Consider the following 24,767-nt stretch of genomic DNA (forward strand, 5'->3'; position numbering starts at 1 on the left):
GCGCCATCCCGGCTGTACTAACGTGCCCGCTCGACGGTGCGCCGGAAAACGCACGCCACGGGCGCACGCACACCGCGCAGAGTCGATCCGAGAACCTCGGGGGAGAAAGACATGAACCGATCCGCCAGAAATCTGCTGGGCCTGTCCGCGGCGGTCCCGCTGGCCGCGGCGCTGGCACTGCCGGCCGCGCCGGCGAACGCCGTGCAGGGCCCGGTCGCCGACCTCGTCTACGGGACGGTCGGCCAGGTCGGCCCAGCGCTGCCGCCGGTGGCGGTGCCCGCCCCCGTCTCGGACACCGCGAGCCGCACCGTGGAGTCCGCGGCCCGCACCGCGGACGGCGCGCTCGCCGGCGCGACCCGCTCCGGCCGGCGCGCCGGCCTGCCCCGGAGCCTGCCCGTCTCCCGCACCGCGTCCGACGCCCGCGCCTGCCGCCTCGACCCGGTGAAGACCGTCGACGGCACCCGCGTCACCCGGCTGCTGCCGCGCCAGACGATGGCGCTGACCCCCGGCCAGGACGGCGCCCCGATCTCCGCGCCGCGCAGCGGGGGCTGCGTCGGACCGGCGGCCCGCACCGCCTCCGGGCCCGGCGTCGCGTCCGGGCTGCCGGCCCCGGTCGGGCAGGCCGCCGCCGTGCCGGGACGGGTCGTCGGGCGCGTCACCTCCGTCCCGAAGCGGGTGATGCACAGCAAGGTCGGGCAGGTGGGCGGGGCGGCCGCCGCACTGCCGAACCGCCGGTCCGCCGCGTCGGGCGCGTCCGCCGCGTCCGGGCGCGGTCCGCTCGGCGACGCGGTGGCCCTCGGGCTGCCGGGCGACGCCGCGTCGCTGCGCTCCGCCGCGCCGATCTCGATGGTGTTCCCCGACGGGGCCGGGCTGCGGCGCGGCAAGCCGGCGCCGCAGAGCCTCACCGGTGAGGCGAACAGCACCGTGAACACGATGCAGTCGCAGGTCGGCGACGTCGTCAACGTGCTGAAGACGCGGGAGCGGCCGTCCGACACCGGACGCGCCGGAACCGGCCTGGCGGACGGCGGGCTGCCGGCCGGCGGCCTTGCGGACGAGCTGTCCGGCCCGCCGGTCTACCTGCCGAAGCTGCCCGCGGTGCGCTGACCGCCGACCCGACGAATCACCTCGGAACGGGGCGTTCCGGAGATGCCAGGTGCATCCCGGAACGCCCCGTTATTTTGCCAAACGAACGCTTGTTATATGTCCGAGATCACACCTTCCATGGCGGGTAAATAGGATCTTGAAATGCGCTCACCCAGCGAAGTGGATCAGCTTCGCAGGGCAAAAAGAGTGGTGACAAACCCCACAAAGACGGGGCCTGTGCTTGATTCACTCCGGGCGCAACGTACGGTCAAGGACTTGTGCGGCGCTTTCGAGATCAAAAGTGAAGATGCATCGCAGCCGCACCTGCCGGACGCCGATGCCGCGATGACGCGGCCGCGCGCTGAGAGAGCGCGCAGACGGGCTCTGAAGCCCATGGGCGGTGCGGGACTCGGGGGACGAGGAGGTCGCCCCGGCGCGCCGCGAGAACGGCGCTGAGAAACGCCGGGCGTCCGGGGTCCTGTCCCCTACCGAAGGATCCTTCGTGGGCAACCCTGACGAACGACATCGTCTTCACGCGCGCCTTCAGGCCCGCCTTCCGCGGCCGCGACTGCGCACCCTGCTGATCGTTTCCGGCGTCGCCGCCGCCGTCCTCGCGGTGGGCGCGTTCACCATCGCCACCGGCGGCAAGGCCCCGGCCGACTCGGCGCAGGCCGCCCAGACCGCACCGGGCGCCGCCACCCCGGCGGCGGACCCGCCGAGGCCGGAGCCGTCCCGGGCCAGCCGTGGCGGCCCGCGCGACCCCGACCCGAAGCACACGAAGAAGAAGGCCGAGCCGAAGAAGGCGCGGCCCGAGGCCGTCGCCGAGCACAAGACCAAGCCGCAGAAGAAGGCGAAGGTCCTGCAGTCCGGCACCTGCGAGGCGTCCTTCTACGGCGAGGGGCAGATGACCGCCAGCGGCGAGCCCTTCGACCCGAGCGCCCTCACCGCGGCGCACAAGACGCTGCCGATGGGCTCCAAGGTCCGCGTCACCAACAAGAACAACGGCCGGTCGGTCGTCGTCCGCATCAACGACCGGGGCCCGTACGCGGGCGGCCGCTGCCTGGACCTGTCGACGGCGGCGATGAAGAAGGTCGGCGGCACGGGATCGGGCGTCATCCCGGTCCGCTACGAGGTCCTCTCCAAGGGCTGAGCTCCACCACGCGCAACCCGCCTCGCGGGCGGTCCCTGCTGCCCGCGAGGCGGTCCCGTGCCGTCCTCCGTCAGCGGATGACGGGAGCCGGGGCCGGGTAGGGCGCGGTGTCGGCGTCGACGCTCCGCACCGCGGCGGGCGCGGCGCCGGGCCCGGTGCTCTGCAGGGCGTCCTGCTCTTGCGCGGTGTTCTGCCCTTGCGCGGTGTTCTGCCCTTGCGCGGCGTCCTGGTCCGGCGCGGGCCGGACGTCGGCGAGCCGCTCCCGGAACCAGTCGGTGAGCAGGCCGTCGACGCGGACGGCGTCGGTGATCGGCGGCCGCGGCTCGGTGCCGGGCTCGGCGGCGAGCGCGTGCCCCATGCGGAACGCGGCGTGCTCCACCGAGCCCGCTCCGCGCCGCTGCAGCACGTCGCGGAACGCGGTCACCTCACCGGCCGGGACGACCCGGTCGCGCGCGCCGCCGACCAGCAGCAGCGGCACGTCCCTCGCGGCGATGTCGCCGGCGAGGACACCGAGGTCGAGGCGCTCGGCGAGCTCCTGCGCCGGCTCGCTCCACGTCCGGTCGCGTCCGGCGCGCCGCTCCACCGCCCGCGCCGCCCGCGCCGGGGCGACGACGGGCGCGACGGCGGCGGCCGCGCTCACCGCGACCTCGCCGCGCGCGACGGCCAGCAGCGCCGCCGCGCCGCCCGCGCTGAACCCGGCGAGCGCGACGGGCCCGTCCGGCAGCGCCAGGTCGCGGCGCAACTCGGCGACCGCGGCGGGCAGCCCGGCCGCGGCCTGCTCGACCGCCCGGCCGTAGGCCTCGATCGCCTCGGTCTCCAGGATCGCGCCCGAGCCGAGCCCGCCCGGCGACCGGCCGGGCAGGTCGAGGTAGACGCGCCACACCGGCACGCCCGTCATCGGGATCGCCGCCGCGAGCGCCGCCGCGGTGCGCGGCGGGTCGAAGCCGGGCCAGGCGATCAGCAGCCGGGTCGGCCCGGACGCGGTCGCGTCGACCGCGGTGGGCGGCAGCGCCACGTAGGCGGCGCCCGCCACCGTCCCGTGGACGGGTCTGTTCGTATGGTCGCCGCTCATGTCGTGGATCAGCTCCTGCGGTGCTCGACGGGCGGTGCCGGTCGTGCCTCGGGGAGGCGGCGCTCCTCCCTCGGGACCTCTCATGCTGGCAGCGGCCGCCGGAGAATGCGCCGGAATCACCGCACGTTGCCCGCGAGAGTGACGAAGAACTCACTTCCGGTAACCCCATCGGGCCCGTGCGGGCACCGTCCCGGCGGCCCGTCCCCGATCATCCTGACGATCGTTACGGCGACCGCGGCGGCGCGCCGGTTGTGATCCGGGCCTCATGGCCGTCCGGGGGGAACAAAACCGGCATCGGTCACGTCATAGAGGAACGTGGGCGCTGCGGGGGCGCGCCCTCACGAACCCTGACCGAGGAGCACCTGTGGACAGGAAGCGCAGGACGGCCGCCGCCGGGCAGGCCTGGCAGATCTACAGCGAGACCCTCCAGCCCGACGTTCCCGGCTTCTGGGAGCGGTTCCGCGCGGTGCCGCGGATGCTGAAGTCGGTCCTCCGCGGCCAGTACAAGGGGATGTCCTTCGGGACGCTCGGCCTGCTCGCGCTCGGCCTCGTGTACATCATCTCCCCGATCGACGCGATCCCGGACGTCATCCCGATCGCCGGCATCGCCGACGACACCGGCCTCGCGCTGTGGCTCGCGGCGGTGCTCGTCAAGTCCGCCGGCGACTTCGTGATGTGGGAGCGCAGCGGACGCCCGACCGTCATCGTGGGCGAGCCGATCGACTAGCCGCCCGGCCGCCGGGCGTGCCCGGCGGGGCCTGCGGAGGGCCTGCAGAGGGCCTGGCGGGGGGGTCAGGCGCCGCCCAGTTCCTTGGCGAAGCGGTCCGCCGCGTCCCGCACGATCGGGACCACGTCGGCGACCGCCTCGTGCGTCATCCGGCCGGACGGTCCCGATACCGACAGCGCCGTCAGCGCGGGCGCTCCTTGCAGCGGCACCGCGACGCACCGGACGCCGAGCTCCTGCTCCTCGTCGTCCAGAGCGAAGCCCTGCTCGCGGATCCGGCGCAGCTCGGCCAGCAGCGCGTCCTGGTCGGTGAACGTCTTCGGCGTGTGCGCCGGCATCCCGGTCCGGCCCAGGATCTCGCGGACCCGCTCGTCCGGCAGCTGCGACAGCAGCGCCTTGCCCACGCCGGTGCAGTGCGGCTGCACGCGACGCCCGACCTCGGTGAACATCCGCATCGAGTGCTTCGACGGCACCTGCGCCACGTACACGGCCTCGTCGCCCTCCAGCACGGCCATGTTCGCGGTCTCGCCCACGTCGTCGACCAGCCGCGCCAGGACGGGACGCGCCCACGTCCCCAGCAGCCGGTTCGCCCCCTCGCCCAGCCGGATGAGCCGCGGGCCCAGCGCGTAGCGCTTCGACGGCTCCTGCCGCACGTACCCGTGGTTCACCAGCGTCCGCATGAGCCGGTAGATGGTCGGCATCGGCAGCCCGGACACCTCGGTCAGCTCCGACAGCGCCATCTCGCCGCCCGCGTCCGCCAGATGCTCCAGCAGCTCGAACGCGCGCTCCAGCGACCGTACGGCCTCCGCCACCCGCGCCTCCTCTCCTCGCGATCCCCCGATTCTACGGAGATCTGATTTCACTACGCGAAAGAGGGGGCGTATCGGGTTACGCATGGCGACGCTCTGGCAATAAATGACTACACACCGCAATGAACCAGTGGCCCCCCGGCGGCAATAGAGAAGTGGAACCGCGAGAGGGGACCCCGTGCGAACCGGTGGCAGCAGGACACGCAGCAGGGCGCGCGTCGGCGCGATCATGGCGGGCGGCGCGCTCGTCGTCCCGCCGATGATGCTCACCGGGGCGTCCGCGAACGCCAACCCGGGCGCCGTCCGGCTCCTCGCCGAGACCTCGACGTCCGCCGGCGCCGTCGGCGCGCCCGGCTACGCGCTCGGCCACACCGTCCGCGTCCGCGCCGAGGGCGGCGTCGCGCACCACGCCGTCCTGCGCCTCCTCGCCGCCGACCCGCTGACCTGGGCGGACCGTCCGCCGGGCTGCGCCCGGCTGGACTCCGGCCACGAACTGCGCTGCGACCTCGGCGACGTGGGCGGCGCGACCGTGACGCGGACCGCCACCGTCTCCCTCCCGGCCGCCGCCGTGGAACGGCCGCCCGAGACCCCGCCGGCCATCCTCACCGTCGTCGCCGCCGACAACGCCGACCCCCGCACGTCCCGCGTCGTCCTCGACCTGTCGTCCGGCGACGGCGCGTCCGCCGCGGCCGACGCGCCGCCCGCCCAGCCCCAGACCGCCCCCAACGAAGGAGACGCGCACTGCACCGCCGACGCACCCGTCCCCGGCAAGCACTGCCAGGACGCCGCCCCTGCCAGCACCACCGCCGCTCCGCAAGGCACCTCCCAGTGCCAGACCGGCCGCCCCCAGGACACCGCCCCGGCCTCGCCCTGCCAAAAGACCCCGCCGGCGTCCGCCGCCCAGAACCAGCCACCACAGGACGGCCAGCTCCAGCAGCAAGGCCGGCCGGTGGACAACGGCCGGCCCCCGCACCCCGTCCGCCCACCACACCCGTCCACCAACGGCCAACCCCCCACCCACGCCCAACCACCGACCACCGCCCCCCAACCCGCCCAAGGCCGCCCACCGGCGCACGGTCAGCCGTCCGCCCACGGAAAGCCGATCGCCAACGGCCAGTCGTCCACCCAGGGTCAGTCGTCCGCCCATGGAAAGCCGTCGGCGCACGGGCAGCAGCCTGCGCATGGGAAGCCGTCCACAGACGGTCAGCCGTGCGGGCACGGGAAGCCGCACCACCACGGCCAGCCGTCCTACAACGGCCAACCGCCCCACCACGGTCGGCCACCGACCCACGGCCAGCCGCCAACGCCCGGCCGGCCGTCGATGGCCGGGAAGCCGCAACACAGCAAGCCCCGTGCGACCGGCACCGGTACCGGGGCGGCGGCTGCGCAGCCGCACAGCGGAGCGCCTACGCATCACAGTGCGCAGACCGGCCAGGGCACCGCATCCCAGAACTCAACGAGCCACCACGCCGCACCGAAGCACGACGCCGCGCCGACCCAGCACACCATCACCATCTACGGCGGCGGGCCGAGCAGCGCGGCCGGTGGAGGCGGCGCACCCAGCCATCACACCTGGTCGTACGACGATGGCGTGCCGTCCGAGATGGGGCTGCCGTGGGACGACGGCGCTTCCGCCGGGAGCGGGAAGCACAAGCATCACGGCGGTGCCTCCTCGGGCAGCGTTCCGTCGACGGAGGACGACTACCCGTCCGGCGAGTGGGCGGGGACGGACGGCGGCGCCGGCTACGGCGGCACCGCCGGGGGCGGACACGTGAAGGAGGAGCAGGTGCCCAAGCTGCCCGTCGTGCCGACCCCCGGACGGCCGGGCGTCCCGCTGCCGCCGCTGAACGCGCCGGGGCAGATGCCCGTGCCGAACAGCCAGGCGATGGCGGGGACGACGAGCGACGGCACCGACCGCGGCGACGGCCGGATGACGCTGGTGTCGCCGGTCGGGATGGAGCAGGGCAACGGGACCGACTGGGCCGTGGTCCTCGGCGTCGCGATCGTCGCGGAGATCGGCCTGCTGTGGGGCGCGGCGTGCTTCGGCCTGTGGCGGCGCCGCATCGCGCTCTACCGCGCGGAGACCCGCGCAGCCGAGGCGAGAGCGGAGGCGGCCGCGCGAGGCGGCGCGTACCTCTGACGGGCCGACCGCAACCTGCCGGGCGCGGTGCGGCGACGGAACGGGGGAGGGGGCGCGGGCGCGCGTGCGATTCGACGGTGGATGTCCTGCCCCGGTGCCAAATAGGGGACCGTGTCACTAAGCTGATCCGCTGACAGTAAAGCTGCGGTCACGGACAGGGGATCCGGTATGTCAGAAGCGACGATGCGGTGTCCGAAGTGCGCGTCCGCGCTCGACACCCACGAACGGCACGGCGTGGTCATCGAGGAATGCCCCGGCTGCAAGGGCGTGTTCCTCGACCGCGGCGAACTGGAGCAGCTGATCGACGCGGAGAGCCGCTACCTGGCCGAACTCCCCGAGGCGGAGAACCCCGACACCACCTACCAGGGGCGGCACCGGCGTGGCATCATGCAGCAGATCTTCGCGGCGGACCACTAGTCCGCACACGGTCGGTAACGACGCCTGCGCCCAGGCGTGAAAAGGCAATTCCTCTTGTCACGGCGGTGACAAACCCGGCCGCGGCGAATGTGGCGCGCAGCTAATATCGCCTGCTGCCTACCATCGGGTAGCTTCACGATCATCGCCGGTTGCCGGGGGGCGCCAGACACAGTCGTCCGGCCGACTGCACGCATCGCCGACGGCGCCCACCCCCACGATGGCCCGCCCGGCCCGTCCCCTCGGGAGATTGATCAATGGCATTGGGCTCGCTGCTTCCCGAACTGCTGCCCGGCGGCTCCGGCCGCACCCCGCTGATCGAGCGGGTCGCGCGGTGGGCGAGGGAGAAGCCGGACGCCCCGGCCTTCACCTTCGTCGACTACTCGCTGGACCCGGCCGGCAAGCACATCACGCTGAGCTGGGCGGAGACCGACCGGCGCGCCCGCGCGACGGCGACCGCGCTGCGCCAGGTGACCGGGCCCGGCGAGCGGGCCGCGCTGCTGCTGCCGCAGACGCTCGAGTACATGATGACGATGCTCGGCGCGATGTACGCGCACGTCATCGCGGTGCCGCTGTTCTCGCCGGACCTGCCCGGGCACGCCGACCGGCTGATCGGCGCGTACACCGACAGCGAGCCCGCGGTCATCGTCACGACCCGGAACGCGCTGCCGCACGTGGAGAAGTTCCTCGCCGACCACGACGTCCCGCAGCCGAAGGAGATCCTCTTCGCCGAGGAGGTCGACCTCGGGCTCGCCGGGTCCTGGGAGGACGAGCCGATCGGGTTCGACGACCTGGCGTACCTGCAGTACACGTCGGGGTCGACGCGCCGCCCCGCGGGCGTCGAGATCACGCACGGGAACGTGACGGCGAACGCGGCGCAGCTGTGGTCCGGGTGGGCGCCGGAGAAGCCGGACCCGGAGCTCGTGAGCTGGCTGCCGCTGTTCCACGACATGGGCCTGATCGCGACGATGGCGCTGCCGCTGGTGCGCGGCGACCACGCGATCTACACCGACCCGGTGTCGTTCATCATGAACCCGATGCGCTGGCTCCAGCTGATCGCGTCGCGGCCGGGCAAGAACGTTTACACGGCGGGCCCGAACTTCGCGTACGAGTACGTGGCGTCGATGGCGTCGCCGGAGAAGCTGGAGGGCCTGGACCTGTCCGGGCTGACGACCTGCCTGAACGGCGCGGAGCCGATCCGGACGTCGACGCTGTCGACGTTCGCGGAGGCGCTCGCGCCGGCGGGGCTGCGCCCGGGCGCGCAGGCCCCCGGGTACGGGCTGGCGGAGGCGACGGTGTTCGTCACCGCCGCCGCCGAGGACGTCCCCCCGAAGATCATCTCGGTGGACCGGGACGTCCTCACGCAGGGCGAGGTGCGGCTGTGCGCCGCGGACGCGGAGCGGGCCAGCACGCTGGTGTCGTGCGGCCGGCCGTCCGGGCAGCTCGTCGCGATCGTCGACCCGGACGCGCGCACCGAGCAGCCCGACGGGCACGTCGGCGAGATCTGGGTGCACGGACCGAACACCGCCGCCGGGTACTGGCGCAATTCCGAGCGCAGCCAGGACACCTTCGGCGGCGAGCTCGCCGACCCCGGCGACCTGCCGGCCGGGCCGTGGATGAAGACCGGCGACTACGGCGTGATCCACGAGGGCGAGCTGTACGTCACCGGCCGCATCAAGGACCTGATCATCGTCGACGGCCGCAACCACTACCCGCAGGACATCGAGGTCACCACGCAGGAGGCGCACCCGGCGGTGCGGCCCGACCACGTCGCCGCGTTCGCGCTGCCCGGCGAGGAGACCGAGCGGCTCGTGGTGGTCGCCGAGCGGAACCGGCGGGTGCCGCTCGGCCGGCTGGACCTGGACGAGGTCGAGTCGGCGGTGCGCGGCGCCGTGAACGTCGAGCACGAGATGAGCGTGCACGCGTTCCTGCTCGTCGAGCCGGGCGGGGTGTCCCGCACGTCCAGCGGCAAGATCGCCCGCGCGGCGACGCGGCAGCGGTACCTGGACGGCGCACTGCCGACCACGGCGGCGCGGCTCGCGTCCCGCAAGTAGTCTCGGCCTCGCACGCACGGGGCGAGGCCGCCGTACGGCATCGGCTCGACAGGGCCGCGGGGCGCCGCGCCCCGCGGCCGCGACGACACAGGAGGACCATGCTCTCGGGGCTGGGACGTCTCATCCACCGTCGGCGGTGGGTCAGCCTCGTCTGCATCCTGCTGCTGACCGGCGTCGCCGGCGCCTGGGGCCTCGGCGTGTTCGCGAAGTTCAAGGCGGGCGGCTTCGAGGACCCGAACGCGTCCTCGACGCTCGTCGCCCGGCTCGGCGCCACCTACTTCGGCAGCACGAACCCCGACGTCCTCGTCCTCTACAAGAGCGACACGATGACGGTGGACGACCCGCGCTACGAGGCCGACGTCGTCACCACCGTCGCGCGGCTGCCGAAGGACCGCGTCGAGGAGATCATCTCCTACTGGGCGCTGGACGAGAAGGACGCGGTGTCGTTCGCGTCCCGCGACAAGCACGAGACGTTCGTCGCGCTGAAGCTGAAGGGCGACGACCCGACCAAGCTGAAGAACTACCAGGACATCAAGGAGCGGCTGAAGGCGCCGGGGCTGACCGTCCAGTTCGGCGGCGCCGTCCCGCTCGGGCAGGAGTTCGGCGAGCAGGTCACCGCCGACATCGTCCGCGCGGAGACGATCACCGCGCTGCCGCTGCTGATCCTGCTGATCCTGCTGTTCGGCGCGGTCGTCGCCGCGTCCCTGCCGCTGTTCGTCGCGGTGTTCTCGATGATCGGCGGCCTCGCCGTCCTGCACGTCGTCACCTACGCCGCGGACGTGACGTCCTTCGCGCTCGAGGTCGTCACGATGATGGGCGTCGGCCTCGCGATCGACTACTCGCTGTTCATCATCAGCCGGTTCCGGGAGGAACTGCAGCGCGGCATGGCCGCGCACGGAGTCCCGCCAGGGAAACCGTGGAAGCGGGAACGCGGGAAACAGGCGCGCAAGGCGGCGAAGAAGGCGCACCGGGAGGCGATGCGGCCGCTCCGCGAGGACGCCCTCGCGGCGACCCTCGCGACCGCCGGCCGCACCATCATGGTCTCCGGCGTGACGGTGTCCGCCGCGCTCGCGGGCCTGCTGCTGTTCCCGCAGATGTTCCTGCGGACGATCGGGCTCGCCGGCATCGCCACCGTCATGGTCGCCGTGTTCGGCGCCACCGTCCTGCTCCCGACGCTGCTCGCGATCCTCGGGCCGCGCGTCGAGGGCGGCCGGATGCCGTGGCGGCGCCCCACCTCCAAGCGCGCGCAGCGCGACCACGACAGCGGCTTCTGGTACCGGCTCGGCCACAGCGTCATGAAGCACCCGCTGCCGTACTTCGCGGTGGTGCTGGTGATCCTCGGCGTCATGTTCGGGCCGTTCCTGCACGTCCAGTTCGGCAGCATCGACGCCCGCGTCCTGCCGAAGGACAGCCCGACCCGCGCCGTCGTCGAGAACGTCAAGGCCGACTTCCCGAACGGCACCGCCGAACCCATCGACGTCGTCATCTCCGGCGACCTCATCCCGCGCGACTGGAAACCGTCCAAGTCGGGCGACAACATCCCGCCCTACCTGGAGGACTTCCGCAAGAAGCTCGCCGCGCTCCCCGGCGTCACCGAGGCGAAGTTCACCGGCTACTCCGGCGCGTACGGCGGCGTCCGCATCTCCGTGACGCACAAGTACGAGCCGATGGACGAGCACGCCCAAGACCTCGTCAAACGGGTCCGGGGCATGAGCCTCGTCAAGGACGGCTACCCGATGCACATCGACGTCGGGGGCAGCACCGCCGCGCAGATGGACCTGATGTCCAGCCTGATGCGCAGCCTGCCGAAGATGGCGATCGCCGTCGGGCTCGCCACGTTCCTCCTGCTGTTCATGTTCTTCGGCTCCGTCGTGCTGCCGCTGAAGGCCATCGTCATGAACGTGCTGTCGATCGGCGCGTCGTTCGGCGCGATCGTCTGGGGCTTCCAGTACGGGCACCTCGCCGGCGTCCTGAACTTCACCCCGACCGGCGGCGTCGAGGCCACCAGCATGATCCTCATCCTCGCCGTCGTGTTCGGCCTGTCGATGGACTACGAGGTCTTCCTGCTCAGCCGCATCCGCGAGGAATGGGACCGCACCCACGACAACCGCGCCGCCGTCGCCCGCGGCATGCAGCACACCGGCGGCATCATCACCAGCGCCGCGCTGCTGTTCCTCGTCGTCATCGGCGCTTTCAGCATGGCCGGCATCACCGTCGTGAAGCTGATCGGCGTCGGCATGTTCGTCGCCGTGGTCGTGGACGCGGCGCTCGTCCGGTCACTGCTCGTCCCCGCCACCATGCGGTTCATGGGCAAGGCGAACTGGTGGCTGCCCGGGCCGCTCGCGTTCCTGCACGCCAAGATGGACCTGCGCGAGCACAGCGTGGCCGCCGCGGGCGCGGGCGCGGCGACCGTCGCGGTGCCGCCGCCCCTGCCGGAGGCGCAGCCGTTCCCGTACCGGATGCACTGGGAGCAGGGCACCTCCGAGGCACCCCCAGCACCCCCAGCACCCCCTGCGCCCGCCGCGCCGCCTGCCGCCGCACCGGCCGCCGCCGCGCCGCGGCCCGCGCCTGCCGCGCGGTCGGCACCCGAGCCCGCCGTGCCGCCGCCCGCGCCCGCCACCCCGGTGCGGGACGCGAACGACGCGTTCCGGCCGGTCCTGCAGCCCGCCCCGGGCGGACCGGTCGACGGCGAACGGCCGCAACTGGTGTTCCGCGACCCGCACCCGTCCGCGTCGCGCCCGGCGCAGGCACCGTGGGCGCCGTGGGCGAACGGCCAGCCGCAGCCGCGGCCCGTCCGGCCCCCGCGCGTCAAGCGCCGGATCGTCCCGTCCCCCGACGGCAACGGCTGGACGTGGAGCTCCGACTGACGCTCAGCGCAGCAGCCCGTCGATGACGTCGCGGGCGCGGCCCACACCGTCCTCCGCCCGGATCCGCCGGCCCACCTCGTACGCCCGGTCGGCCATCTCCTGGTCCTCGGCGACGCGCCGCAGCCTCCGCGCGAGCCGCGGCACCGTCATCGCGCGGAACGGCAGCGGCGCCGGCCCCGCGCCCAGCGCGGCGACCCGCTCGCCCCAGTACGGCTGGTCCCCGAAGAACGGGCACACGACCGTCGGCACGCCCGCCCGCAGCCCCGCCGCCGTCGTCCCCGCGCCGCCGTGGTGCACGACCGCCGACATGCGGGGAAACAGCCACGAATGCGGGACGTCCCGCACCGCGAGGACCTGGTCGTCCGACGTGTCCGGGTCGCCCTGCACCACGCCGCGCAGGCCCGCGAGCCGCAGCGCCGCCCGGACGACCCGGCCCGTCATGTCCGCGTCCTTCGGCACCATGCTCCCGAACCCGACGTAGACCGGCGCGGGCCCCGCCTCCAGGAACGCCGCGATCTCCTCCGGCGGCTCCCACTCCGGCTCGTCCAGGAACCAGTACCCGGTCATGTGCACGCTCGCCGGCCAGTCCGCCGGGCGCGGCACCACGGCCTCGCTGAAGCACGCCAGCACCGCCGTCCCGTCCCGGCGCAGGCCCCGCAGCGGGAGCCGCGGCAGCCCCAGCCGCTCGTCCCGCCACGGGTTGATGAACGGCCGCGACAGCTGCCACGCGATCTGGTCGACCGCCCCGAAGCTCGCCCGGTTGCCCCACCGCCCCAGCATCCGCGCCTGCGGCACGAACGGGTGCGGGAACGCCCCCGTCGGCTGGCTCGGCTGGAAATGGATCAGCGCCCGCGGCACGTCCAGATGCGCGCCGATGTGCTCCGGCAGGAACCCGAGCGTCGGCCCCAGGATCAGATCGGCGCCCTTGCACGCGTCGAGGCACTCGCCCAGCAACCGTTCCGCCATCGGCCCGAGGATGCGCCGGAACCCGCCGAGGAACTTCACCGGGTTCCGGCCGCCGGCCAGCAGTTCCTGCCCCGCGTCCGACTCCAGGATCTCCGTCGGGTCGGCCGTCAGCGGGGCCAACTCCAGCCCCGCCGCGACCGCCATCGGCGCGTACCGCGCGCTCGCGACGAGTCGGACCTCGTCACCGCGCTCCCGCAGCGCCCGCCCGAGCGCCACGCACGGCTGGATGTCCCCCCGCGAACCCGCGGCGAAGATCACGATTCGGCTCACGGCGGCTCCTCACCAAGCGTCGCTGCGCGGACTGGCGGACGGTTCGCCGGGCGGCTCCCCGTCCTCGGGCACGTACGGCGTGTACAACCATCCGTCCGGCGGCGGCGGAGGCCAGCCCGGCCCGCCGACCTCCGGCACCTCGCCGTCACCCGCCACTTCTTCGCCCCGCTCCGGCTCGCCGGCCGCCCCTCCGCGCCCGGCCACCCAGGCGTCCCCAGGCTCGCCGCCGAGCACGTGACGCGGCCGCTCGTCGACGTCCGGCACCCCGCGAGGCTCGCTCATCACCGGGGCGCTCAGCGGATCGGAGACGTCCTGACCCGCCGCGACCAGCGGCTCCTCTGCCGCCCGGCCAGAGTCGCCGACGCGCTGGAGGTCGCTCGGCTGGTCGGGCTCGCGTGTTTCGCCTTGGGCGGTTGGCGCGTGCTTGGTCGTGCTCGGCTGCACGGCGTCGTGGATGGGCGTCACTGGGGCGGTCAGCGGGTCGGGGGTGTGCTGGCTTGACGCGGTCAGTGGCGTCGGCCCGGGGCTTGGCTGGGCGTCTGCCGCCTGGCCTGAGTCGCCCACGCGCTGGGGGCCGCTGGGCTGGTCGGGTTCGCGTGTTTCGCCTTGGGCGGTTGGCGCGTGCTTGGTCGTGCTCGGCTGGACCGTGTCGTCGCTGGGCGTGGGCGGGGTGCTCAGCGGGTCGGGGGTCTCCCAGTTCAGTGTGATCGGCTGGGACGGCGCGGTGCCTGCTGCGCCGCTCGGCTCGGTCGTCGCCTCGCTGGCGCCGCCCGAGCGCGGGACGTGGAGCGATGTTGCGACGAGGTCGTCCTCGGGGGCCGCCGCCGGGTTTTCGGCGTCTGCGGCATCCGGTGTTTCGGGCGGGGGCGACGCCGCGGCGCCGGAAGAGGCCTCGGGGTCCTGGGCGGTGGGGGGTGTTGAGGGGGCGGGGTTCTCGCCGTCCGCCGCCTGCTCGTTGGGCGGGGGGTTCTTGCCGCGGGACGCGAGTTCGTTGAGGAGGGCGGCGGCGATGGGTTCGGTGGCGGGGGTGGGGGCCGGGAGGGGCGAGCCGCCGGGCGTCCAGCGGTCGGGGAGGGTGGCGAGGGGGTCGTCGTCCAGCGGGAGGGTGCCGCGGGAGCGGGCGGCGGACTCGTCGTCGAACCACTTGCTGGTGGGCGGCGGCGGGGGCTCCTCGGCGGGGCTGGTCCAGGTCGGGATGGCGGTGTCGGCCCAGTCCTGCCAGGGGGACGTCGCGTCCGGCGGGGTGGGGCGCCAGGCGGCGGGCGCGTCGTCGTCGGGGGTGTCGCTCCACCAGTGGGGGCCGGGGGTGCGGGGTGCGGCCATGGTGTCCGTTTCCGTCATGAGGGGGGCGGGCGCGGGGACGGGACCGGCGGACGGGTCGGCGCCGGCGGGGTCCGGGCCGGGGACGACGGGGAGCGGGTCGCGGGGAGTGGCGGTGGCGGCGGCGGTGGCGAGGGCGGGTTCGGGCTGAGCGGCGGCGGCGGGTTCGGTGACGAGGGGGGCCTGCTTGCCGTGCTTGGGGCCGAGCCAGCCGCGCCGGCTGGGCAGGGTGAGGCCGCTGATGACGCCGCCGATGAGGACGAGGACGGCGCCGAGGACGAGCCCGGACGAGGTGCCCTGCCGGAACGTCTCCAGGGCCTTGGCGCTGGCGCCCTCGTCGGGGACGGTCTGGATGAGCAGGCCGACGATGGCGATGCCGAACGCGCCGGACGCCTCGCGGATGACGTTGATGACGCCGCTGGCGACGCCGGCGCGCTTCTCGGGGACGGCCTTGAGGACGTACATGACGAGCGGCATCGCGAGGGCGGCGCCGACGCCGACGAGCAGGACGCCCGGCATGAGGTCGGCGTACCCGTCGCCGATCCCGAGGGTGGAGAACAGCACCATGCCGACGCCCATGAGGCCCATGCCGGCGCCGATGGCGGGGCGGGGGCCGATCTTGGTGGCGAGGAGGAACGCGACGGGCGTCAGCACCATGATCGTGAGGGCGGGGGGCAGCATGACGAGGCCGGCCTCGGGCGGGGAGAAGCCGAGGAAGCGCTGCAGGAACGGCTGGGAGTAGAACATCATGCCGTTGAACCCGATGCCGTAGAGCATCTGGGAGACGAGGCCGCCGGTGAAGACGCGGTTGCGGAAGAACCGCAGGTCGATCATCGGGTCGGGGGCCCAGCTCTCGACGACGATGAAGCAGGCGAGCGCGATGGCGCCGAGGGCGAAGGTGCTGAGGACGGACGGGTCGGCCCAGCCGTGCTTGTTGCCGTCTTCGAGGCCGTAGATGAAGGCGAACAGCATCGTCGCGGAGATGAGCACGCCGGGCAGGTCGATGCGGGCGTGCGGGTTCTTGCTGCGGCCGGTGAGGACGACGGCGCCGAGCAGGATGACGAGGATGCCGGGGACGATGTTGATGAGGAAGATCCAGCCCCAGTGGAAATGCTCGACGATGATGCCGCCGATGGTGGGGCCGAGCGCGGTGGCGCTGGACGCGGCGCCGATGAAGACGATGTTGCCGATGGAGCGCTGTTTGTCGTTGCGCCCGACGGTGACCATGACCTGGGTGGCGGGCAGGACGAGCGCGGCGCCGCCGCCCTGCACGATGCGGGCGAGGATGAGCACTTCGGAGGTGTGGGAGAGGCCGCAGACCGCGGAGGCGGCGGTGAAGACGACCATGCCGGTGGTGAAGGTGACGCGGCAGCCGTAGATGTCGGTGAGCCGCCCGCCGGTGATCATCAGGCAGGAGAACATGAGGATGTAGCCGGTGGCGACCCAGTCCTTGGCGGAGGACGACATGCCGAGGTCGGCCATGATCCTGGGCAGCGCGGTGAAGACCACCGTGTTGTCCATGGTGGTCATGAACGCGCTGACGGCCACCACCGCCAGCGCCCATCGGTATCGGCCCCGGGTCACCTGATCCCGCGGCGGGGGTCCCGTGCCACCGGGAAATCCGCCGCTTCCCCCTAAAAGCGTTCGTGGCTATTGTTACTATTGGTTGGCATCCGGTCACTCGGCCCGCTGTTAGGCCAGAGTCCCTCAACTATCCCATCAGGCCACATTGGTTACTGCCGAGTCTTGTCATCACCGTGACAAGTAGCCGGGGAGAAAAGTGGTCTGGATGCGCATCGTGAGCCGGTCACCGTAGGACAAAGTGGTCCCTCCGCTTCGATGAACGATCCCGGTTTCATGGGGGGAACCCACCGCATGCAGAGCAACGATCGTTCCGGAGCCGCGCGCGACAACGCGGAGGGCGAGCCTCGTGTCGCCGAGGACGCGATTCGCCGGCACCTGATCGAGCAGATCGCGCGGCGCTCCAGGATCGCCGAGGCCGAGGTCGACCCGGACCGTCCGCTCGAGGAGTTCGGGCTGGCGTCGCGGGACGCGGTGGCGATCGCGGGGGACCTCGAGCAGATGCTGGGCCGGGCGCTCCCGGCGACGCTGGTGTGGGAGCACCCGACGATCAGCAAGCTCTCCCGGGCGCTGGCGGGCGGAGCCGATCCGGCCGAGGCGGAGGCGGAGCAGGCGGTGCCGGTGCGGGCGGCGGTGCGGGACGACGAGCCGATCGCGGTGATCGGGATCGGCTGCCGGTTCCCCGGCGGCGACCGCGACCTGACGGGCCCGGCGGAGTACTGGCGGTTCCTGACGGGCCGGGGCGACGCGATCCGGGAGGTGCCGGACGGCCGCTGGGACCCGTTCGACGACGGGTCCCCCGAGGTCGCCGACCGGCTGGCGCGGACGACGCGGCTCGGCGGGTTCCTGGACGACGTGGCGGAGTTCGACGCGCAGTTCTTCGGGATCACGCCGCGCGAGGCGGCGGTGATGGACCCGCAGCAGCGCCTCGTCCTCGAGGTGGCGTGGGAGGCGTTCGAGCACGCGGGGATCGGCCCGGCGTCGCTGCGCGGCAGCCGCACGGGCGTGTTCGTGGGCGTGTCGGCGCCGGAGTACGCGGCGTTCACCGCGTCGGACCTGGCGTCGCTGGAGCCGTTCACGGCGACGGGCGCGGCGCTGAGCATCATCGCGAACCGGCTGTCGTACCTGCTGGACCTGCGCGGCCCGAGCATGATCGTGGACACGGCGTGCTCGTCGTCGCTGGTGTCGACGCATCTGGCGGTGCAGGCGCTGCGCGGCGGCGAGGCGGACGTGGCGCTCGCGGGCGGCGTGAACGTGCTGCTGTCGCCGACGGTGACGATGACGTTCGACCTGGCGGACGCGACGGCGAAGGACGGGCACTGCAAGGCGTTCGACGCGTCGGCGGACGGGATGGTCCGCGCGGAGGGCTGCGGCGCGGTGGTGCTGAAGCGGCTGTCGGACGCGGTCCGCGACGGCGACCGGGTCCTCGCGGTGGTGAAGGGCTCGGGCGTCAATTCGGACGGGCGTTCGAACGGCCTGGTGGCGCCGAATTCGGACGCGCAGCGGGCGCTGCTGCGGGACGTGTACGCGTCGGCGGGCGTGGAGACGACCGAGGTCGACTACATCGAGGCGCACGGGACGGGCACGTTCCTGGGCGACCCGATCGAGGCGAAGGCGGTCGGGGAGGTGCTGGGCGCGGGCCGGGCGGCGGACGAGCCGCTGCTGATCGGGTCGGCGAAGAGCAACCTCGGCCACATGGAGTCGGCGGCGGGCATAGCGGGCCTTATCAAGACCGTTCTGGCGCTGCATCACAAGGTGATCCCGGCCAGCGCGCATTACAAGGAGCCGAATCCGCATATCCCCTTCGACGAGCTGCGCCTGAGGGTGGTCGCGGACGAGACGCCGTGGCCGGAGCGGAGCCATCCCGCGCGCGCGGGCGTGTCGGGTTTCGGGTTCGGCGGGACGAACGCGCACGTGCTGCTGGAGGAGGCTCCGGCGCAGGAGGTCGCGAGCCACCCGGCGGTGGTGCGGACGTTCCCGCTGTCGGACACGAGCGACGACCGCGTCCGCGACCATGCCGCGCTGCTCGCGGAGTGGGTCCCGGCCCGCGATGACGTGAAGCTCGCCGATCTGGCGCGGACGCTGCACCGGCGCGGCGGTCGCGGCCGGTCCCGCGCGGCGGTGTCGGCCCGTGACCGCGCCGGGCTGGTCGAGGGCCTGAAGGCGCTCGCGGAGGGCCGTCCGCACCCGGGCGTGGTGACGGGTTCGGCGCTCGGTGTCCCGGGACGTCCGGTCTGGGTGTTCTCCGGGTACGGGGCGCAGCGGGCGGGCATGGCGCAGCGGCTGCTGGAGGAGGAGCCGGCGTTCGCCGAGGCGATCGACGACCTGGACGGCCTGTTCGCCGAGGAGGGCGGCCCGGACCTGTGGTCGCTGCTCGAGGAGGGCCGCAAGCCGGACGGCCCGGCCGACACGATGCCGGTGCTGTTCGCGATCCAGCTCGGCCTGGCGCGGATGTGGAAGGCGTACGGCGTGGTGCCGGGCGCGGTGATCGGGCACTCGATGGGCGAGGTCGCGGCGGCGGTCGTCGCGGGCGCGCTCACCCCGCAGGACGGCGTCCGGGTGATCGTGCGGCGGTCGAGGCTGCTGACGCAGCTGGTCGGCGGCGGTGCGATGGCGGTGCTCGGCGCGTCGGCGCAGGACGTCGAGCGGCTGGCGGACGGGCTGCCCGAGGTGTACGCGGCGGTGCACTCGTCGCCGAAGCAGACGGTCGTGACGGGCGACGCTGACCAGGTCGCGGAGATCGTGAAGCGCGCGGAGGCGGAGGGCCGTCTCGCGCGCATGGTGCAGGCGGAGGGCGCCGGGCACTCCCCGCAGGTCGATCCGCTGCTGCCCGACCTGCGCGAACAGCTCGCCGAGGTCGGCCTGGAGCCCGGCACACCGCTCGCCGACGGCATCAGGCTCTACACGACGGCGCTGCCCGACCCGCGCGCGTTCGACGGCGAGGACGCGCGCCTCGACGTCGAGTACTGGGCGGCGAACCTGCGCAACCCGGTCCGGCTGACGGACGCGGTGTCGGCGGCGGCCGAGGACGGGTTCCGGACGTTCGTCGAGGTCAACGCGCATCCGATCCTCGCGCACGCGGTCGGCGAGACGCTCGGCGGCAGCGGCGCGCTCGTCACGCACACGCTGAAGCGCGCGCCGAAGGGCCAGGAAACCGACGACACCCTGACCTTCCACGCGCAGCTCGCGACGCTCGCCGCGCACGGCCTCGCCGTCGCGCAGCCTGCGGACGGCCGGATCGTCGACGTCCCGCAGTCGCCGTGGCGGCACGAGCGCCACTGGGTCGACCTGTCGAACCGCAACCGCGGCGGCCGCGACGAGCACCCGCTGCTCGGCGCGCACGTCGAGCTGCCCGGCGAGGACCGGCACGCCTGGCGCGCCGACGTCGGCCTGGACGCGCAGCCGTGGCTCGGCGACCTCGCCGTGCACGGCCTGCCCGCGCTGCCGGTCGCGGCGTTCGCGGAGATGGCGCTCGCGGCGGGTGCGACGGCGCTCGGCACCGACGCGGTCCGTGTCAACAGCCTGTGGATAGAGCGCCCGCTCGCGCTCGCCGCGCACACGACGGTGACGACGACGTTCGCGGAGGAGGAGCAGCGCGTCGAGGTGCACGCGCTGACGCCCGCGGGCACGTGGGCGCGGCTGGCCAGCGCGGACGTCGGCGAGGACGCGCGTCCCGCCCCCGCGCCGGAGCACGGCGCGGCGACGGAGGTCGCGGGCGCCGAGCGCGGGTCGCGGCACTACCGGCTGCACCCCGAGGTGTTCGACCGCTGCCTCGCCGCGCTGTCGGCGGAGGCGGCGGCGGTCGCGGGCGGCGGCGTCTGGCTCGCCGAGACCATCGGCAGCCTGCGCGTCCACGGGCCCACCCATCGCGGCGGGCACGTCCGCGTGGCGGCGGTCCAGGACGACGGCGAGATGACCGGGTCCGTCCTGCTGCTCGGCGCGGACGGCGAGGTCCTCGTGGAGGCGACCGGCCTCGTGCTGCGCCGCACCGAGCGCCACGACGTCCCCGTTCCCGTCGCGGACAAGCTGGTCGAGCTGGTGTGGGACGAGGCCGAGGCCCCCGGGCCCCGTGAAGGCGACGGCGCCTGGCTGATCCTCGCCGAGGACGGCGACGCGCTCGCCGCCGCGACGGCCGCCGGGCTGGAAGGCCGCGGCCGCCGCGCCGCCCGCCGCGCCCTCACCGGCCCTGCCGACCTCAACGACCTGGGCGACGCCTCCGGCGTGGACGGCGTCGTGCTCGTCCCGTCCGCCGACCTCGTCGACGAAGACCTCGTGCTCGCCGTCGCGGAAACGAGCCGTTCGCTGCCCGACGGCCCGCGCCTGTACGTCGCGACGCACCGCGCCGTCCCCGTGCTGGACGGCGAGGCCGGCGAGCCCGGGCACGGGTTCGCCGCCGCGCTGACCCGCGTCCTGGCGTTCGAGCGGACCGTCCAGCGGGCGACGCTCGTCGACGTGGACCGGCCCAACGACCTGGTCGAGGAGCTGCTCGGCGGCGGCGACGCCCGCGAGGTCGCCTGGCGCGGCGGCCGCCGCTACGTGGCGCGCCTCGCGCAAGCCGCCCTCCCGACCGGGGACGCGAAGCCGAAGAAGATCGTCCGGCGCGGCGGCGCCTACGTCATCACCGGGGGGTACGGCGGGATCGGCCTGGTCACCGCGCGGCTGCTGGCCGAGCGCGGCGCCGGCCGGATCGTGCTGTCCGGCCGGAGCGGCCCCGGCGCCGAGGCCGAGAAGGTGATCGCGAAGCTCCGCGAGAGCGGCGTGGACGTCGGCGTCGTCCTCGGCGACATCGCCGCGCCCGGCACCGCCGAGCGCCTCGTGAAGGTCGCCCGGGAGGGCGGCCTCGCGCTGCGCGGCGTCGTGCACGGCGCCGGCGCGATCGACGACCGGCTGATCGCCGACCTCGGCGCCGGCGATCTCCACAGGGTGTGGACGGCGAAGGTCGAGGGCGCGCGGCGGCTCAGCGACGCCACCTGGGACCTCGACCTCGACTGGTTCGCCGTGCACTCCTCGGCGGCGGCGCTGCTCGGCTCGCCCGGCCAGGCCGCGTACGCCGCGGCGAACGCGGCGATCGACGCGCTGACCGCGTACCGGCGGGCGCACGGCCGCCCCGGCACCACGATCGGCTGGGGCACCTGGTCGCGCGTCGGCGGCGCCGCCGACACCGCGGTCACCGTCATCGACCCGATCAGCCCCGAGGAGGGCGCCGAGGCCCTCGAAACGCTCCTCGCGCACGGCATGACCGCCACGGGCGTGCTGCGCTTCGACCCCGTCACGGCCGTCGAGCTGTTCCCCGAGATCCGGAACATGCCGTACTTCGCGGCGCTGACCGAGGCCGCGGCGGAACGCGGCGCGGGCGACGCGGGCGACTGGCCCGGGGTCGACGCCCTCAAGGACCTCGACCCCGCCGAGGCCCGCACGCTGATCGCCGCGCAGATCCGGTACCGGATCGCGTCCGTCCTCGGCTTCGACCCCGAGCGCCTCGACCCCGCCGTCCCGCTCACCGACCTCGGCCTGGACTCCCTCGTCGCCGTCCGGATCAAGAGCGGCGTCGAGCACGACCTCGGCCTCACCGTCCCGCCCGCCGTGCTGCTGCAGGGCGCGAGCGTGAACGTGTTCGAGGAGTGGGCGTCCGGCGAGCTCGGCCTCGCCGACGCCGCCGCCCCCACCGCCGTGTCGAACGCCGAGTCCGGCTACGTGATGCCGCGCGACGCCGCCGAGCGCCTCGCCGTCCGCATCTTCGAGGACGTCCTCGGCCTCGACCGGGTCGGCGTCACCGCCGACTTCTTCGCCGACCTCGGCGGGCAGGAGCACCAGGCCGACCAGGTCGTCGCGATGGTCGCCGCCGAGCTCGGCGGGGAGGTGACCCGCGGCGAGCTGTTCGAGGTCCCGACCGCGGAGAACGTCGCGGAGGTCATCCGGGCCGCCGACGAGGAGGCCGCCCGGCAGACCGTCCGGCCCCTCAAGCCCACCGGGGACCGCCGGCCGATCTTCATCGCGCACCCCGCCGGCGGCACCACCGCCTGCTACCGGCAGCTCATCGACCTGCTCGGCGCGGACCAGCCCGTCTACGGGCTGGAGCGGTTCGAGGACGCGCCGTCCGTCGAGGAACGCGCCGCCCGCTACGTCCAGCACCTGCTCGAAGCGCAGCCCGAGGGCGCGTTCCGGCTCGGCGGCTGGTCGTTCGGCGGCGTCCTCGCCTACGAGACCGCCCGGCAGCTCACCGCCGCCGGACGCGAGGTCGAGTTCGTCGCGCTGTTCGACGCCGGCATCCCGCTGCCCGTCGACGACGAGTCCGACACCCTCGCCCGCCGGTTCTCCGCGTTCGCCGACTACATCAACGAGACGTACGGCCTGGACGTCACGCTCACCTACGACGAGCTGTCCGGGCTGGACGAGGAGGCGCAGTTCGCGCTGGTCATGGAGCGTGCGGCGCCGCTGGTGGACTACATCCCGCCGGCGGCCCTCACCCACCAGCTCACGTCCCACCAGGACACCCGATCCCTGGAGGCGTACCAGCCGAAGCCCTACGACGGCCGCGTCATCCTCTACTACGCCCCGGAGGAGACCCCCTGGGCGGTGCGCGACGCGCGCTACGTGCTCGACGGGACCAACGGTTTCGGCGGGCTCTGCTCCGACCTGGAGATCGTCACGATCCCCGGGGTGCACCACCTGAACCTGCTGGACCCGCCGGGCGTGGAGATTCTCGCCGCGCACCTGGAGGGCCGGCTCGCCGGACGCGCCGCGGGCGCGGACGGCGCGAACCGGCGGCCCGCGGACGGCCCGGACGCGCGCGGCGCGTCGGGCCGCGACCGGACCGCGGCACGGTCAACTCTGGCCCGCTGAGGGCCGCGCCCCCCACCCCGTCGTTCACGGAGGACATTCATGGCCCACGACCTGCTCGACGCCGTCCGGTCCGGAGCGAGCGGACCCGAGCTGCAGGAGATCGACCTGCCGACCCGGTTCCGTGCCGCGTTCACCCGCAAGGACGAGGTCGGCATCTTCGACGGGCAGACCGACAAGGACGTGCGCCGGTCGCTGCACGTCGGCGAGGTCGACATGCCCGAGCTGGCGCCCGACGAGTGCGTGGTCGCGGTGATGGCGGCGGCGATCAACTTCAACACCGTCTGGTCGGCGATCTTCGAGCCGGTGCCGACGTTCGCGTTCCTGGAGAAGTTCGGCCGGCAGGGCTGGTACGGCGCCCGGCACGACCTGCCGTACCACATCCTCGGCTCCGACGGCTCCGGCGTCGTCGTCCGCACCGGCAGCGGCGTGAAGAACTGGAAGGTCGGCGACAAGGTCGTCCTGTCCCCGTCCTACGTGGACGAGGAGGACCACGGCTCCTACGACGACGGCATGATGTCGGAGTCGCAGCTCGCCTGGGGCTTCGAGACCAACTTCGGGTCGCTCGGCGAGTACTGCATCGTCAAGGCGAACCAGCTGATCAGGAAGCCCGCGCACCTCACCTGGGAGGAGGCGGGCTCCAACACGCTGTGCGCCGCGACCGCGTACCGGATGCTCGTCGGCACCCACGGCGCCCGCATGAAGCAGGGCGACGTCGTGCTGATCTGGGGCGCCACCGGCGGGCTCGGCTCGTTCGCGACGCAGCTCGTCAAGAACGGCGGCGGCATCCCGGTCGGCGTCGTCTCCTCCGACGAGAAGGCCGACATCGTCCGGGCGCAGGGCTGCGAGCACGTCATCAACCGCAACGAGCTGAACCTCGGCGAGCAGGGCCTGCGGCACCCGAAGGCGGGCCGGATGCTCGGCGAGGCGATCCGCCGCCTCGTCGGCGAGGACCCCGGCATCGTGTTCGAGTACCTCGGCCGCGAGACGTTCGGCGCGTCCGTCTACGTCGCCAAGCGCGGCGGCAAGATCGTCACGTGCGGCTCGTCGACCGGCTACAAGCACGAGTACGACAACCGGTTCCTGTGGATGCGGCTGAAGAGCATCATCGGCTCACACGGCTTCAACTACCACGAGGCCGTCGAGGTGAACCGGCTGTTCTCGCTCGGCATGATCCACCCGACGCTGTCGAAGTCGTTCCCGCTGGACGAGGCGGGCGAGGCGACCCGCGCCGTCCAGACGAACCAGCACATCGGCAAGGTCGCCGTCCTCTGCGGCGCCACCGGCGAGGGCCAGGGCGTCGACGACCCGGCGCTGCGCGAGCGCATCGGCGAGGAGAAGTTCCACCTCTACCGCCGCTGACCACCCCGTTGACGTGGGGGGGGGGGGGGGGCGGGGGGGGGGGGGGCCCGCGCGCCGCGCGGGGGGGGGGGGCGCGCGGAAGAGCGCGGCGGGAACAAGGGAGGAGAGGGGGCAG

Annotated in this window: 13 protein-coding genes; 9 read left to right on the plus strand and 4 right to left on the minus strand. The window is 73.8% G+C overall.

Going from position 1 to position 24,767, the window contains the following annotated elements; all coding sequences use genetic code 11:
• Positions 1–111: 111 nt before the first annotated feature.
• Together AB0C78_RS25720 and AB0C78_RS25725 are read left to right on the plus strand one after the other, a co-directional pair.
• Entirely contained in the window at positions 112–1,104 is a 993-nt protein-coding gene (locus AB0C78_RS25720) for a hypothetical protein (protein ID WP_360752228.1), read from the plus strand.
• 481 nt (positions 1,105–1,585) lie between these two features.
• Positions 1,586–2,233, plus strand: coding sequence for a septal ring lytic transglycosylase RlpA family protein (locus AB0C78_RS25725; RefSeq protein WP_360752230.1), 648 nt, complete (start codon positions 1,586–1,588; stop codon positions 2,231–2,233).
• Between the two features lie 70 nt (positions 2,234–2,303).
• Here AB0C78_RS25725 and AB0C78_RS25730 read toward each other — a convergent pair whose 3' ends face one another.
• Positions 2,304–3,305: a prolyl oligopeptidase family serine peptidase gene (locus AB0C78_RS25730; protein ID WP_360752232.1), complete on the minus strand. Its 1,002-nt coding sequence runs from the start codon at positions 3,303–3,305 to the stop codon at positions 2,304–2,306.
• A gap of 364 nt (positions 3,306–3,669) precedes the next feature.
• On the opposite strand from AB0C78_RS25730, the gene AB0C78_RS25735 reads away from it, so the two are divergent.
• Positions 3,670–4,032 (plus strand): YkvA family protein, encoded by a 363-nt coding sequence (locus AB0C78_RS25735; RefSeq protein ID WP_151546629.1) that lies wholly within the window; start codon positions 3,670–3,672, stop codon positions 4,030–4,032.
• Positions 4,033–4,097: 65 nt separating this feature from the next.
• Here AB0C78_RS25735 and AB0C78_RS25740 read toward each other — a convergent pair whose 3' ends face one another.
• Positions 4,098–4,841, minus strand: coding sequence for an IclR family transcriptional regulator (locus tag AB0C78_RS25740; RefSeq protein ID WP_225992544.1), 744 nt, complete (start codon positions 4,839–4,841; stop codon positions 4,098–4,100).
• A 175-nt stretch (positions 4,842–5,016) separates the two neighbouring features.
• Between AB0C78_RS25740 and AB0C78_RS25745 the strand changes: the two genes are divergently transcribed.
• From AB0C78_RS25745 to AB0C78_RS25760, 4 genes are all read left to right on the plus strand, one after another.
• The gene (locus AB0C78_RS25745; protein WP_360752235.1) at positions 5,017–6,978 is read left to right on the plus strand and encodes a hypothetical protein; all 1,962 of its coding nucleotides are present in this window, start codon (positions 5,017–5,019) and stop codon (positions 6,976–6,978) included.
• Positions 6,979–7,161: 183 nt separating this feature from the next.
• Positions 7,162–7,395: a zf-TFIIB domain-containing protein gene (locus AB0C78_RS25750; RefSeq protein WP_360752237.1), complete on the plus strand. Its 234-nt coding sequence runs from the start codon at positions 7,162–7,164 to the stop codon at positions 7,393–7,395.
• Positions 7,396–7,649: 254 nt separating this feature from the next.
• A complete protein-coding gene (locus tag AB0C78_RS25755; RefSeq protein ID WP_360752240.1) occupies positions 7,650–9,446 on the plus strand; it encodes a fatty acyl-AMP ligase in 1,797 nt (598 codons plus the stop codon).
• A gap of 98 nt (positions 9,447–9,544) precedes the next feature.
• Positions 9,545–12,313 carry an MMPL family transporter gene (locus AB0C78_RS25760; RefSeq protein ID WP_360752243.1) on the plus strand — a complete coding sequence of 923 codons (2,769 nt, stop codon included), beginning with the start codon at positions 9,545–9,547 and terminating at the stop codon, positions 12,311–12,313.
• A 3-nt stretch (positions 12,314–12,316) separates the two neighbouring features.
• Here the strand turns inward: AB0C78_RS25760 and AB0C78_RS25765 are convergent, their stop codons facing one another.
• Positions 12,317–13,549, minus strand: coding sequence for a glycosyltransferase (locus tag AB0C78_RS25765; protein ID WP_360752244.1), 1,233 nt, complete (start codon positions 13,547–13,549; stop codon positions 12,317–12,319).
• Positions 13,550–13,558: 9 nt separating this feature from the next.
• Complete coding sequence (locus tag AB0C78_RS25770; RefSeq protein ID WP_360752247.1) at positions 13,559–16,453, minus strand: DHA2 family efflux MFS transporter permease subunit; 2,895 nt, start codon at positions 16,451–16,453, stop codon at positions 13,559–13,561.
• Positions 16,454–16,744: 291 nt separating this feature from the next.
• On the opposite strand from AB0C78_RS25770, the gene AB0C78_RS25775 reads away from it, so the two are divergent.
• Positions 16,745–23,293 carry an SDR family NAD(P)-dependent oxidoreductase gene (locus tag AB0C78_RS25775; protein ID WP_360752250.1) on the plus strand — a complete coding sequence of 2,183 codons (6,549 nt, stop codon included), beginning with the start codon at positions 16,745–16,747 and terminating at the stop codon, positions 23,291–23,293.
• A gap of 39 nt (positions 23,294–23,332) precedes the next feature.
• Positions 23,333–24,652, plus strand: coding sequence for a crotonyl-CoA carboxylase/reductase (ccrA, locus tag AB0C78_RS25780; RefSeq protein WP_360752252.1), 1,320 nt, complete (start codon positions 23,333–23,335; stop codon positions 24,650–24,652).
• Positions 24,653–24,767 lie beyond the last annotated feature (115 nt).

Origin of the sequence: Actinomadura sp. NPDC048394, from assembly GCF_040651755.1 — a bacterium.
In the GTDB taxonomy this organism is placed as follows: Bacteria; Actinomycetota; Actinomycetes; order Streptosporangiales; family Streptosporangiaceae; genus Spirillospora; species Spirillospora montaniterrae.